Origin of the sequence: Microbacterium sp. NPDC077184, assembly GCF_040687055.1 — a bacterium.
Taxonomy (GTDB): domain Bacteria; phylum Actinomycetota; class Actinomycetes; order Actinomycetales; family Microbacteriaceae; genus Microbacterium.
The window spans coordinates 1-14,350 of sequence record NZ_JBFBMM010000004.1 but is presented as its reverse complement, the minus strand read 5'-3'; the positions used below and the strand labels follow the sequence as shown (position 1 = coordinate 14,350).

7 protein-coding genes are annotated in these 14,350 nt (G+C 70.1%); 5 read left to right on the top strand and 2 right to left on the bottom strand.

Going from position 1 to position 14,350, the window contains the following annotated elements; genetic code table 11:
* Positions 1-274 precede the first annotated feature (274 nt).
* Complete coding sequence (gene menC, locus AB0O93_RS08930; protein WP_363342569.1) at positions 275-1,396, top strand: o-succinylbenzoate synthase; 1,122 nt, start codon at positions 275-277, stop codon at positions 1,394-1,396.
* Between the two features lie 178 nt (positions 1,397-1,574).
* On the opposite strand, the gene AB0O93_RS08925 is transcribed toward menC, so the two are convergent.
* On the bottom strand, positions 1,575-4,205 hold the full coding sequence (locus AB0O93_RS08925; RefSeq protein WP_363342567.1) for an MMPL family transporter: 2,631 nt from the start codon (positions 4,203-4,205) through the stop codon (positions 1,575-1,577).
* 82 nt (positions 4,206-4,287) lie between these two features.
* On the opposite strand from AB0O93_RS08925, the gene AB0O93_RS08920 reads away from it, so the two are divergent.
* On the top strand, positions 4,288-4,890 hold the full coding sequence (locus AB0O93_RS08920; RefSeq protein ID WP_363342565.1) for a TetR/AcrR family transcriptional regulator: 603 nt from the start codon (positions 4,288-4,290) through the stop codon (positions 4,888-4,890).
* 187 nt (positions 4,891-5,077) lie between these two features.
* On the opposite strand, the gene AB0O93_RS08915 is transcribed toward AB0O93_RS08920, so the two are convergent.
* The gene (locus AB0O93_RS08915) at positions 5,078-11,422 is read right to left on the bottom strand and encodes a fibronectin type III domain-containing protein (protein WP_363342563.1); all 6,345 of its coding nucleotides are present in this window, start codon (positions 11,420-11,422) and stop codon (positions 5,078-5,080) included.
* Between the two features lie 576 nt (positions 11,423-11,998).
* Between AB0O93_RS08915 and AB0O93_RS08910 the strand changes: the two genes are divergently transcribed.
* The 3 genes from AB0O93_RS08910 to AB0O93_RS08900 all read left to right on the top strand — a co-directional run bounded on the left by AB0O93_RS08910 (position 11,999) and on the right by AB0O93_RS08900 (position 14,223).
* Positions 11,999-12,376 (top strand): DUF4870 domain-containing protein, encoded by a 378-nt coding sequence (locus AB0O93_RS08910; protein WP_363342561.1) that lies wholly within the window; start codon positions 11,999-12,001, stop codon positions 12,374-12,376.
* A gap of 130 nt (positions 12,377-12,506) precedes the next feature.
* Entirely contained in the window at positions 12,507-13,895 is a 1,389-nt protein-coding gene (locus AB0O93_RS08905; RefSeq protein ID WP_363342559.1) for a glycine--tRNA ligase, read from the top strand.
* Between the two features lie 127 nt (positions 13,896-14,022).
* Positions 14,023-14,223, top strand: coding sequence for a hypothetical protein (locus AB0O93_RS08900; RefSeq protein WP_363342557.1), 201 nt, complete (start codon positions 14,023-14,025; stop codon positions 14,221-14,223).
* The last annotated feature ends 127 nt before the right edge of the window (positions 14,224-14,350 follow it).

Here is a 14,350-nt window from a genome sequence, read left to right as displayed (position 1 = left end):
GCGAACGGATAGGTTCTTCCCCACGCAAGGGGAGTACTCCCGACGCGGCGGAACCGTCAGTACGGAAACGCGATCGTGTCCCGGTCCGCCGGCCCGGCATCCGGGTGGAGGAGACGTCGAGGGCATCGCGGGCGGCATGGGCGGGTTCGCTGAGGAGCAGGTCGCCGGCCTCGGCGAGCAGGTGACGGGCTTCGGCGAGCAGTTCGGCGGGTTCGAGCTGCCCGGTCTTGGTGACCTCTTCGGTCGCTGACCGCCGGTCGCTAGCCTGGGGCGCATGGACAGCGCCCCGATCACCCTGGACGGCGTCGAGCTGCGGGTGCTCCATCTGCCGCTCGTCGCCCCCTTCACCACGTCCTTCGGCACCGAGACGGTCCGTGAGGTGATCGTCGCGCGGGCGCTCACGCCCGACGGCGACGGGTGGGGCGAGATCGTCACGTCCGCCGCGCCCCTGTACTCCAGCGAGTACACGCAGGGTGCGTGGGACGTGGCGCTCCGGTGGATGATCCCCGCGCTCCTCGACGCGCACCGGATGCGGCCGGCCGAGGTCGCCGGCATCCTGGAGCCCTTCGTCGGGCACCGCATGGTGAAGGCGGGGCTCGAACTGGCGGTGCTCGACGCGTCCCTGCGCCTGGACGGCATCTCCTTCGGCGCGCACCTCAGGGTCACGCGGGATCGCGTGCCGAGCGGGGTGAGCGTCGGCATCCAGCGGGATCCCGCGGCTCTGGTGGATGTCGTCGGCGGCTACCTCGACGACGGATACGCGCGGATCAAGATCAAGATCAAGCCCGGGCGCGATGTCGACGACACCGCCGCGGTGCGCGAGGCGTTCGGGGCGATCGCACTGCAGGTCGACGCCAACTCGGCCTACACGCTCGCTGACGCGGAGGTCCTGGCCGAACTCGACCGGTTCGATCTCCTCCTCATCGAGCAGCCGCTGCAGGAGGACGACCTCGTCGACCACGCGACGCTCGCTGCGCGTCTGCGGACCCCCGTGTGCCTCGACGAATCGATCGTGTCGCGGAAGGCCGCCGCCGACGCGCTCGCGCTGGGGTCGGCATCCGTCATCAACATCAAGGCCGGACGCGTCGGGGGATACCTCGAAGCCGTCGCGATCCACGACCTCTGCCGAGAGGCCGGGATCCCGGTGTGGTGCGGCGGGATGCTCGAGACGGGAATCGGGCGGGCGGCGAACGCCGCGCTCGCCGCGCTTCCCGGCTTCGCCCTGCCGGGGGACGTGTCGGCATCGAACCGGTTCTACGCGCGCGACATCGTCCGCGACCCGATCGTGCTCGAGGACGGCCACGTGCGCGTGCCCACCGGCCCCGGCCTCGGGATCGACATGGACTCCGTCGCGCTCGACGACGTCACCGTCGCCCGCGAGACCCTGCGCCGCTGACGCCGCGGGCGGGGTGATGCCGAATGCCGGCTCCTGCCCGTGCCGAACTCCTCCGATTCGCGCGTCGGGGCCCGGGACGGCCGGATGGAACCGGTCCCGCCCGACGCGTCGGAGGAGTTGAGTTCGGTGCGACGGGGGAGAGGTAGGGCCCGCGGCCGCCGCGTCCGCCCGCGGACCGCTAGATCAGGCCGCGCGAACGCGCCTCCCGACGCGTCGACGGTTCGTCGCCCGGCCGGTCGTCTCCGGCCGGTGCCCCGTTCGCCGGGTCCTCTTCCGCCCACGGGGCGTGATGCGCGCGTTCGAGCTTGGCGCCTTCCACATCGACGTTGGGAATGATGCGGTCGAGCCACCGCGGCATCCACCACGCCGAGCGTCCCAGGAGATGCATGACGGCGGGCATCAGCAGCATCCGGACGACGAAAGCGTCCAGCAGCACGCCGAACGCGAGTCCGAATCCGATCGATCGGACCATCGTGGACTCGGCGAAGATGAACCCGCCGAAGACGGAGACCATGATGAGCCCCGCGGCCGTCACGACGGCCCGGCCGGCGCGCAGCCCGCGCATCACGGCGAGACGCGCGGGGGCGCCGTGGACGAACGCCTCGCGCATTCCGGAGGACAGGAAGAGCTGGTAGTCCATCGCGAGGCCGAAGAGGATCCCCACGAGCAGCACCGGAAGGAAGCTCAGGATCGGCCCCGTCGAGTGGAGCCCGATCAGCTCGGCCCCCCAGCCCCACTGGAACACGGCGACGGTCGCGCCGTAGGTGGCGAACAGCGACAGGATGAAGCCGCCCGTGGCGATGATCGGCACGAGCAGTGAGCGGAAAACCACCACCATGATCACCAGCGACAGGCCGACGACCACGGCGATGTACAGCGGCAGCACCGCGGCGAGGTTCTCCGAGATGTCGATGTTGATCGCGGCCTGCCCGGCGACACCGAGCACGTACTCGCCGTCGACCGGGGGCAGAGCGCGCAGATCCCGCACGAGCGCATCGGTCGACACCGAGCTCGGTCCGTCCTCCGGCACGACCTGGAACGCCGCCAGCCGCCCGTCCGCCGACACGGCGATCGGCGCCACCGCGACGACACCGTCGAGAGCCGATACGGCGGTGGCGATGTCCAGCTGCGCCTGCAGCTCCTCCGTGTCGTCGAGACCGCCCGGCAGCGTCGCCGACACCAGCAGCGTGCCGTTGACGCCGGCGCCGAAGGCGTCCTCGGTGAGCGTGTAGGCCTGATAGGCGTACGAATCCTCGGGCTCGCTCGAACCATCCGGCAGCCCTACGCGCATCGACAGGGCAGGGACGGCGATGATGAGCAGAGCGATGATCGCGACGGTCGCGGTGAGTACCGCGCGCCAGGTCCCCATGGGGGCGGCGCCGGCATCCGCGTGGGGGACGGTGCCGACCCTCGCGCGAGCACGACGACTCAGAACGCGAGGACCGATCAGCCCCAGAAGGGCGGGGGTCAGCGTCACGGCGATCATGACCGCGACCAGGACGGCGAACGCGCCGACAGAGCCCATGAGCCCGAGGAAAGGGATGCCGGTGACGTTCAGGGCCAAGAGGGCGATGATGACGGTGGAACCGGCGAAGGTCACCGCGTTCCCGGCGGTCCCGTTGGCAAGCCCGATCGACTCCCGCATCTCGGCGCCCTCGAGCAGTTGCCTGCGGTGACGGTTGATGATGAACAGCGAATAGTCGATGCCCACCGCGAGCCCGAGCATGACCCCGAGGACGGGTGTGACGCTCGACATGTCCACCACTCCCGACAGCGACAGCGCGGCAAGGACGGCGATCCCGACGCCGACGAGCGCGGTGATGAGCGGAAGCGCGGCGGCGATCGCCGTGCCCAGCATGACCAGGAGCACGATGGCCGCGATGACGAGGCCCACGATCTCGCCGACGCCGACGAGGTTGGGAATGGCCTGCGCGAGGGTGGACGAGAAGGCGTACTCGACTCCGTCGATCGGGTTCGCCTCGACATAGGAGATCACCGACTCCTTCGACGCGGGCTCGAGCTCCAGCAGAGGAACGTCGAAGGAGACGTTCACCAGTGCCGTCGCTCCGTCCTCGGACACGACGCGGATGCCGTCGGAGAGCGCGAGCAGCTCGGCGCCGCGTTCGAGCTGCTCGGAGCCGGCGAGGAGGTCAGCGCGACCGTCGTCGATCTGCGCCTGCTGTTCGGCGAGCTGCTCGCGGCCCGCGTCGAGCTGCGCCTGCTGCGCATCGAGCTCAGCCAGCTGCGCGTCGAGCGCGGCGAGCTGCTCGGCGGGGGCGCCCGCGGCTTCGGCCTGTTCACGCGCCGCATTCAGCTGGGCACGACCTGCGTCGAGCTGCTCCTGGCCCGCCTCGATCTCCGCGACGGCGGCATCGAGCTGGGCTTGACCGGCATCCAGCTGCTCCTGACCGTCGGCGAGTTCGTCGCGGCCGTCGGCGATCTCCTGCTCCCGGTCCGCGCGCTCCTGCTCGGTCTCGAACGGGTCGATGACCCGTGCGACGTCGGGAAGATCGGCGATCCCCTCGGCGACGGCGGCGATCTCCGCCTGCTGCTCGGGGGTGAAGGCCTCGCCGGTGATGGAGTGATAGACGACCTGACCCGAGGCCCCCGCATAGTCGGGGAGCTCTTCGGCGAGTTCATCGATCACCTCGCCCGACGCCGTGCCGGGCACGTCGAAGCTCGTCGCAAGGGACCCGGAGCCCAGAGCGAAGGCGCCGCCGGAGATCCCGAGGACGGCGATCCACGCGACGATGACGATCCACGCGCGCCGGGCGCTCGCTTTTCCGAGCCGGTACAGCAGTTCTGCCATGATCGCCTTTCGTGGCGGGGAGCGGTGCGGGCCTGCACAGCATACGATACGAACCGTCTCGCAACCCGAGCAGAGGACGACCATGACAGACCGACGAGGCGGCGCTCCGCGCAGCGAGGCGGCACGAATGGCGATCCTGCACGCGACGGCGCGCCTGTTCCTCGCGAGGGGATTCGCGCAGCTCAGCATCGAGGGCATCGCCGCCGACGCCGGGGTCGGCAAGCAGACGATCTATCGCTGGTGGCCCAGCAAGAGCGACCTCGTCGCGGAGGCGCTCATCGCGGGGGTGCTCATGCCCGAGCAGGTGGCACCCCGCTTCGACGGCACCCTGCGTGCCGACCTCGTGCAGTGGATGCGCGCGGTCCTCGCGTTCGTCGACCACCCGGAGTACGACGAGATGCTGAAATCGCTCATCGCCGCCAGCACTGCGAACCCGGCCATCGGCGAACGACTCCGGGAGAACCTCGGAGCCGATGCCGACCTCGTCCGCCGGCTCGAGAAGGGAGTCGAGGACGGAGAGCTGCCCGCTGCGGCTCCGATCGCCTCGATCGTGGAACTCCTCGTCGGTGCGATCCTCGTGCGCATCGTCGCGCGCCCGGAGGCGGACGACGGCGAGTCGGAGCGCCTCATCGACGTCGTCCTCGGGCGGTACGCGCCCGAACACGACGCGCTCGATCGGACCTGAGCTTTCCGCCGACGCAACTCCTCAAATCCGCGCGTCGCGCGCGCTTCTCAACCATCGGAACCGGTCCCACCCGACGTTCTTGAGGAGTTCGGTCCGGGGGCGGGTCCGGCCGGCGCGCGCGTGTGCCCGCCCCGAGGATCCGGGGCGGGCACACCATCGGGCCAGCCGACGTCGGCGCGCCGGCGGGTCAGCGCACCTGCACCTTCAGCTCTTTCGAGCTCGTGGTGCCGGCGGCGTTGGCGAACTCGACGCGGTAGGTGTACGTCCCCGGCGCGTGGCCGGCCACGTACGTCGCGGCACGCTGGGGATTCGGCGATGCCGCCACGAGCGTCTGCTCGTCGATCACGGCGCCGTTCTCGTACAGCGTGTAGGACGTGGCGTTCGTGCCCCACCACAGGTTGGCCGTCACCGTGTAGTTGCCGTCCTTGTCCCAATTGTCGTGCGAGAGCACCGGCGCCGCGGGAGCGGCGTCCTTCACCCTGACCGTGACCGAGGTGGTCGCGGTCGACCCGGAGGCATTGACGAGTTCGCCCGTGTACACGTACGTGCCGTTGGGCTTGCCCGAGAGGGCGACCGTCTCGAGCTGCGCGCGCGGCGAGTCGGGCGAGAGCAGCTCGGTCGAGATGAGCTCGCCGTTCTCATAGAGCCGGAACACCGATCCGTTGACCCCGTACCAGAGGTTCATCGAGATCGTGAAGGCTCCGTCGTGTAGCCCGGTGTTCCATCCGCTGTCGGAGGACAGGGTGCCGCGTCCGGGCTTGGCTGTGCCCCCTTCGTCCTCGAACACCAGCAGCTGCACCGTCTCCGCCGTGACGAGGCCGTCGTGGTTCACCGCACGCACCGTGAAGGTGTGCAGGCCCGCGAGTCCGTCGAGATCGATCGCCTGACCCGGCGCGACGGGGTCCCCGTCGAACGCGATGTCGAGATTGCGGATGCCGGTCTCGGGGTCCTCGGCGGCAACGTCCACGGTGAAGACGCCCGAGTCGGCGAGCAGCGTGCCGTCGGCGGGAACGCCCGACAGCACCGGAGCGGTCGTGTCGGTCGCGCCGTCGGGTGCTCCCGTCACCGCGATCCGGGGCGCCGGCGGCTCCGGCATCCCGTCTCCGATGAAGAAGCTCGGGTGCGGCGGCTGGTTGTAGCCGGTGTTCTGCCACGCGACCGCCACGCGGTACTGCGTGTCGTGCATCAGCGTGCGGATGCGCAGGTCGGTCACCTCCGTCGTGGAGTAGATCCGCATCTCGGTCGAGTCGGCGCTGCGGAACGCGAGCTCCTCACGCCAGTCGCCGAACAGATCCGCCTGCAGGTTGGGTGTCCCCTTCGTCCCGTTGTTCGTCCGGGCGCCGTCCGCCGCGAGGATCACATCCTCCGAGTCCGTCTCCCAGTTCCACTTCGACACCGTCGGGATGCCGACACCGGTCGCGTCCGTCCACTCGTGGTCGACGATCTCGCGCAGCGGGTCGGCGTCGAACCAGGCGAGGAAGTTCGCCGCCGGGATCGACTCCGAGATCAGCTCCCCGGAGGCCGACTTCAGTTGGCCGACGGGCGAGTTCCAGGCCGCGTCCCCGCCGATCGCCCAGCCCTCGGCGCCCGCGTAGCGCGGGTCGATGTCGCCGGATGCCGCACGACCGGTGTCGCGTGTGGCCGGGATGTCCCAGATGATCTCGCCGGTCCGGGCGTCGCGCATCGTGGCCCCGCGGTCACCCGACGAGCCCATGTCCTCGTGCGCCGAGAACACCTCGAGCCCGGGACGGTCGGGGATGAGGTCGGACACGTGCTGTGCGTCTCCATGGCCGAGACCGGTGGAGTAGAGCAGCTGCCCGTCGTCGTCGATCGTGGCCGATCCGAAGACGATCTCGTCCTTGGCGTCGCCGTCGACGTCCGCGACCGACAGGGAGTGGTTGCCCTGTCCGTAGCCGCCGTAGCTGCCGTCGTCGTCCGAATCGAACACCCAGCGGGTGCGGAGGTTCTCGCCGTCGAAGTCGTACGCCGCGATCACCGCTCGGGTGTAGTACCCGCGGCTGAACAGCACGCTCGGGCTTTCGCCGTCGAGGTAGGCGACCCCCGCGAGGAACCGGTCGACCCGGTTGCCGTACGAGTCGCCCCACGCGCCGACGTCTCCGCGCGGCGGCGTGTAGTCGATCGTGTCGATCGCCGCGCCCGTGGCCCCGTCGAACACCGTAAGGAACTCGGGTCCGGTGAGCACGTAGCCGCTGCTGTTGCGATGGTCGGCGCTCGCGTTGCCGATCGGCTGCCCGAGGGCGTCGATCGTGCCGTCTCCGGTCTTCATCACGACCTCGGCGCGCCCGTCGCCGTCCAGGTCGTAGACCATGAAGTGCGTGTAGTGCGCACCGGCGCGGATGTTGACGCCCAGGTCGACCCGCCACAGGCGCGTGCCGTCGAGCCGGTAGGCATCGATGTAGACGTTCCCGGTGTAGCCGGCCTGGGAGTTGTCCTTCGCGTTGGACGGGTACCACTTCACGAACAGCTCGTACTGCCCGTCACCGTCGACATCGCCGACGCTCGCGTCGTTCGCCGAATACGTGTAGGGCTGACCGTCCTTCGTGTACGCGTCGGCGGGCTTGTCGAGCGGCACCGAGAGGTACTCGGCGGTCTGCACGCCGAACTCCCCGGTCTCGGTCGTCTCGACCCCGTCCCGCACCGTCGTCACGAAGTAGACGGATGCCTCGTCCCCTTCGTCGTCCAACAGGTTGGTGGAGTCCGCGATCGGCGCGTCGGTGATCCGCGCACCGTCGCGGTACACGTGGAAGGCGATGCCGTCGGGGTCGGTCCCGAGCATGCGCCACGACACCAGTACGCCGTCGGCGGTCTGCACCGCGGCCGGCGCCCGGTCGAGGTACTCGGCCTGGCGCTGCAGCACCGTGGGTGCATCCGTTTCGAGCTGAGCGGATGCCGCGCCCGCGCCGCCGGCGTTCACCGCGATCACCGTGTAGAAGTACGGGATCGTGGTCAGCACGTCGGTGTCGATGAATCGGTTGCCCGGTGCGATAGCCACCAGTTCGCCCTGCTCACCCGCGACCTCGGAGCGGAAGACGAGCGAGTAGAGCGATCCGACGGGCTGCGCCCACGAGATCTCGAGTTCGCGCTTGTCGATCCGGTCGACCGCGAGGCCGGTCGGAGCAGCGGGGGCGGTGACGTCGGGATCGACGAGCGACACCTCGACGGTGCGCGAGGGCACCGACTCGAGCCCGGTCTGGTCGACCGCGGTCACGTGGTACTCGTAGTCCAGTCCGACCCGCGCGCTCGTGTCGGTGAACTCCGGTTCGGAGACACCCCCGACCAGCTGCGGTTCGGCGTCGAAGGGGGACGTGCGGTACACGTTCCACGACAGTCCCGGCTCGGCATCCCACCGCATGCTCACGGTCGGAGCGGACGGGTCGGCGACGACGTCCGTGATCTCGAGCCCCACCGGTCCGAGCAGGATCGGCGTGACCTCGATGCCGTTCAGACGCGTCCCGGCCGCGACGCCGTACACGCGCACGCTCAGCTGACCGTCCGTGACGAGCACCGGTCCGCGAACGGACTCGTTGACGCTTCCGCGTCCCGCGTTGCCCGTGCCGAACGCGCGACCTTCGAGGTCGAAGCTCGTGCGTGTCGAGCCGATCCAGTCGCCGGAGTACGTCTTCACCGAGTACGTGCCGTTGGGGACGTCGAGAAGGAACGTCGAGCTGTCGCCCGGCAGCACGAAGTCGCGCACGAGGTCGTTCGAGCCTTCCGCCGCTCCGCGGTCGCGTCCGGCGCCGGCGCCGATCGGCACCTCGAAGCCGTAGCCGGGGTCGGCGGCGTAGGCGTCGTCCGGGTTCACCTCGGTGTAGCCCGGCATGAGCGGGTTGCCCGCGAGCTGGAAGTCGAACTTCCAGCGGGCCTGCTTCGTGGTGAAGGTCACGGTCTCACTCGGGGCGGAGTCGCCGCGACCGTTGGTCGCCACGACCCGGTAGCGGTACGACTCCCCTTCGAGGAGCCCCTGCACGATGACGCTCGTCTGCGTCGTGTAGGTCACCAGCGACCAGGTCTGGTCGGGGTCGGCGACGGACTGCCGGTACACCTTGTACACGTCGGCCGTGGCCGCGGCATCCCATCGCAGCTGCGCCCCGGCGTTCGAGATCGACCCGGCCACGAGGTTCGCGGGAGCGGACGGCACCGCGGCGGGCGGGGCGATGTCGATCACCTTGCCGGCGAGCGGGTCGTCGAGGTCCGCGACGTCCTGGGCCACCAGGCGCGCCATCTGGATCGCGCCGTAGTCCTGGAAGTGGGTGTCGTCGATCGTCCCGGCGGGACGGCCGGGGAAGATGCCCGGGTCCACGTGCAGGAACACGGCTTTCGCGGCCTCCGGACCGATCTCGTCGAGGTACGCGCGGCTCGAGGAGGACAGGTCGACCAGCAGCACGCCTTCTTCGGTCGCGAGCTCGATCGCCTTCTCCACGTACTCCGGGAAGCTGACGTTGAACAGACCGGTCGCCGCGTCGAAGCTGCGCCGCGAGACGGGGGTCACGATGATCGGTGTGGCACCGCGCTGGCGGGCGCCCTCGACGTAGACGCGCAGATACTCTTTGTAGTCGGCGGGCGAGGCATAGCGATCGTCGACGCCCTGCGTGGCGTCGTTGTGGCCGAACTGCACGAACAGGTAGTCGCCCGGGCGGATCGCGCGGAGGACCTCGTCGAGGCGTCCCTGGGTGATGAAGTTCTTCGAGCTGCGTCCGCCGATCGCATTGTTGGCCACGACGACGTCCGGCGCGAGGAAGCGTCCGATCATCTGTCCCCAGCCCGCTTGCGGCGCGAACGCGGGGTCGTACGTCTGCACGGTCGAGTCGCCCGTGAGGTAGGCGGTCGTGAGCGTCCCGGCCAGTCGCGCGGGCTGTCGGGTGATGGTGAGGCTGTTCAGTGCGACCGCGGTGCCGGCGATCTCGAGGGTCAGTACCCCGTCGATCAGCGCGATCGGAAACGACATCTCGAGGTACTCGCCCGCGACGTTCGTGGTCGGCTGCACCTTCGCGATCGACTCCGCGGTGATCGCGATGTCGCTCGCCGCCGTCGCGTCACCCGCGACGAGCGAGACGACGTAGTCGCCCGCGCCCAGGGCGACCTCGAACGTGCCACCGGCTGCAGCCACGAAGTCGCCGCGCACGGCGTCGTCGCCGCCGCGGTCGACGTCCGCCGGGTCGGCGATGGGAGCGGCCGAGAATCCGTAGCCCCATTCGTCGCTGAAGGCGGTGGCCGCGGTGACCCCGAGGGCACCGTCGGCGAGCTGACCCGGACCGAAGTCGAAGGTCACCACGTCCCCCGCCGGCAGGGGCGCCGGGGCGGTGTAGACCGACGACACGACCGGTGCGGATGCCGCCGACGCGCCGGCCTGGTTGCGGGCGCTCACGCGATACGACCACTGCGTGGACGTGTCGACGTCCGCATCGGTGTAGCCCGGTGCCTCGGTGGTGGCGATCATGGAGAACGCGCCGTCGGCGCCCGCGCGCTCGATCACGTACTCGTCGCCGTTCGGAACGGCCGACCACGAGAGCACGATGCCGTCGCGCGTGACCTGCGTCACGGCCAGGTCGGCGGGGGCCTCGGGGGCGACGAGCTCGGGGATCAGACCGCTGAGCACGGTGTCCGACGGAGCGGAGACACGGTCGTAGGCGGTCACGGCCACGACGGCGTAGGCGTACGACCCGCCCGTCGTCACGGACTCGTCGCGGTAGGCGGCATCCGTCGTCTCGGCGATCGCGGCGAATGCGCCGACGGTCTCGCCGGTCACGTCCGCGCGCAGCACCCGGTACGACGCGGCGCCGTCGGATGCCGTCCAGGTGAGGTCCACCCCGTTCCATGCGACGCGCGCGGCGGCGACGTCGACGGGCGCGTCGGGCACGACGGGCGCGACGGTGAGGCCGTTGATGTAGGCCCCGAGCCCGCTGCCGGTGAAGCCGACCGTGAGCTGACCGTCGGTGACGGTGGTGCGGAACGTCGCGACCGTGCTCTCCCCCCGCGGGTTCGTCAGCCGCGTCTGGGCGACGCCCTCGAGGGTGAGCGTCGCATTCGTTCCCGACGCGCCCGGGAGGGCGTCGCCGATGGTGACGGTGACGTCGTAGTCGCCCTCGGGAACAGCGTCGAGGAGGAAGCCCCAGTCGACCCCGGCCACGAAGTCCTCGGCGACCGGATCGGGTGGGGTGCGGCTGCCGGTGCGGTCGCGCTCGAACAGCGTCACCCCGTCGGGCACGGTGATGCCGAAGCCCTCCTCGGGGGAGTACAAGGTCGTGGGGGTGACCTGCTGGTATCCGTCGGCGACCGGGCCGGCGGCCGGGCCGAAGTCGAAGCTCCAGGCACCGTCGGCGTCGGGCGGGAGCTCGGCCGACGCGGGGGTGGCGCTGAGCAGCGCCGCGACGAGGGCGGCCGCGGTTCCGATCGAGGCGGCTCGGACGGTGGTACGTCCCGCTCCCGCGCTGCGACGGGCGATCCGCCCGGGCCGATGGGATGACGGGGTCGGATCCGCGCCGGATGCGGCGCGTGAAGACGCGTAGTCCACGGTTACTCCTTGGTCGACTTCGGCAAAGGACGACAGGCGGGGGTCCGCGACGGTGCGGACCCTCGATGTCGGTGAACCGGGTTCGTACGGACTCGAGCCCTGTTCTGTTCGGTTGTGTGATCGGGTGTCGAGCCGGCCATCCTCCGTCCGCCTCTCGGACGGCGAGGATGGAAAGCGCATTCCCGCGGTGTTGCGGGAAGTTTCGCACGCAACCCGTCCCGCTCGCAAGAGCAAGATGAGACGTCTTCTCGAACCGCGTGCCGGTGGTTGCGCGAACGATGCCCGGTGTCCTATGGTCGCTCTGGTAAGCCTTTTCCCGCCGCGGTGCGACGCGGGTCGAACGCCCGGGATCCCGACCTTCGCGGCCGGCGACGCTCCCTCGCCACAGGTGGCCCCTTAAGCCCGTCGCGCGCCGTTCGGCGCCGACTGCCACACCCCGCCGCCGGCGTGCGTACGGACCGCGCCGGCGGCGGGTCGTCCCCGGCCGGACCCGCGTGGTCGCGGCCAGGCCCCCTCCGCGGAAGACGGGGGACAGCCCCCGTGTGCCGAGTTGGTCGTGCGTCCTAGGCTGACCGCATGACCACCCCTCCCTACGGGCCGCCGCCCACCGGTGCGCCGTCCTCGGCCGCGATGTCGCCCGCCGACGAGAAGCTCTGGTCCACCCTGGTTCATTTGGGCGGGCTCTTCTTCGGCTTCCTCGCCCCGCTGATCGGGTACCTCATCCTCAAGGACCGGGGCCCGTTCGTCCGCGCGCACACCGCCACGGCACTCAACTTCCAGCTGACGTTGCTCATCGCCTACGTCGTGGGCGGCATCCTGTCGATCGTCGTCATCGGGCTCTTCGTCATCCTCGCGGCCTATGTGCTGAACATCGTGTTCTGCATCGTCGCGTCGGTGAAGGCCAATCAGGGTGACTGGTACACCTACCCGCTCACGATCCGCTTCATCAGCTGACCCCCCTTCGGCCGGCGGAGGCGGTCGCGGCGGCGTGTGGGCGCGGCATCCGCTGACCTAGAATCGGGGATGTCGCGCATCGCGGCGTCCTGCGGATTCCCGCGCCCCACACCCGACCATTGGAGCCACCGTGGCCGAGCAGTCCCGCCTCGACAAAGTCATCGCCCTCGCCCGTCACCGCGGGTTCGTCTTCCAGGCGGGCGAGATCTACGGCGGTTCCCGCTCGGCGTGGGACTACGGTCCCCTCGGGACGGAGCTGAAGGAGAACATCCGCCGCCAGTGGTGGCAGACGTTCGTGCGCGGTCGCGGCGACATGGTGGGCCTCGACTCGTCGATCATCCTGCCCAAGCGCGTGTGGGAGGCCTCCGGCCACGTCGCGACCTTCACCGACCCGCTGGTCGAGTGCCTCCAGTGCCACAAGCGCTTCCGCGCCGACAACCTCATCGAGGACTTCGAGGCGCGCAAGGGGCGGAAGGCCGAGAACGGCCTGGCCGACATCCCGTGCCCCAACTGCGGCACGAAGGGGCAGTACACCGAGCCCAAGGCGTTCTCGGGCCTGGTCAAGACCTACCTCGGCGTCGTCGACGACGAGTCCGGCCTGCACTACCTGCGCCCCGAGACGGCGCAGGGCATCTTCGTGAACTTCTCCAACGTGCTCACCGCGTCGCGGAAGAAGCCGCCGTTCGGCATCGGCCAGGTCGGCAAGGCATTCCGGAACGAGATCACCCCGGGCAACTTCATCTTCCGCACCCGCGAGTTCGAGCAGATGGAGATCGAGTTCTTCACCCCGCCCGCCGACGCCGGCGAGTGGTTCGAGCACTGGGTGGAGGAGTGCTGGAACTGGTTCATCGACCTCGGGATCGACGCGGCGAACATGCGCCGTTTCGACGTGCCGGAAGAGGACCGTGCTCACTACTCCGCCGGCACGATCGACGTCGAGTACCGCTTCGGCTTCCCGGGCAAGGAGTGGGGCGAGCTCATGGGCGTCGCCAACCGCACCGACTACGACCTGAAGAGCCACACCGAGGCATCCGGCCAGTCCCTGACCTACTTCGACCAGGCCTCGGGCGAGAAGTACACGCCCTACGTGATCGAGCCGTCGTTCGGTCTCACCCGCGCGATGATGGCGTTCCTCGTCGACGCGTACCGCGAAGAAGAGGCGCCGAACGCCAAGGGCGGCACCGACACCCGCACGGTCCTCGGCCTCGATCCGCGTCTGGCTCCCGTGAAGGTCGCGGTGCTGCCGCTGTCGCGCAACGAGAAGCTCTCGCCCCTGGCCCGCGACGTCTCGGATCGACTCCGCGCGCAGGGCTGGGTGACGGACTTCGACGACGCCGGCGCGATCGGCCGCCGCTACCGCCGCCAGGACGAGATCGGCACGCCGCTGTGCGTCACGGTCGACTTCGATTCGCTCGACGACGAAGCGGTGACCGTGCGCGACCGCGACACCATGGCCCAGGAGCGCGTGCCGCTCGAGGGTCTCATCGGCTACCTGTCGGAGCGCCTGCGCGGCGCCTGATCGGCCGGCGGCGTGCACGCCGTCCCGTACCGAACTCCTCCGATCCTGCCCGCAGCGGCGGATTCGGGGGAGTTTCGGCGTGTGCGGTGCCGGATCTGAGGAGTTCGGTCCCGGCGTAGGGGAGCGGATGCCGGATCTCCGCCTGACGGGGGAGGCGTCGGCGCCGACGTCGACCTACCGTCGGAGTATGGATGTCGCGTCGATCATCATGGGAATGGCCATCGCCTCGATCGCGTGGATCTGCTTCGTCCCGTGGACGAAGCTCCGCGAGCTGCGCGAGGCCGAGGAGCGTGCGGCGGCCGAGGGCCGCGATTCCGACCCGGCCTGAGGGCCTGCCGTCGCTGGGTGTCGCGCGCCGTGGGGTGACGTCCCGGGTGGTGGTGGAGTTTTCGGCGGAGTCGTTGGTGTCGTTGACGCTGGCGAGCCATCGTGCGTGGTCAAGATGAGTACCGATC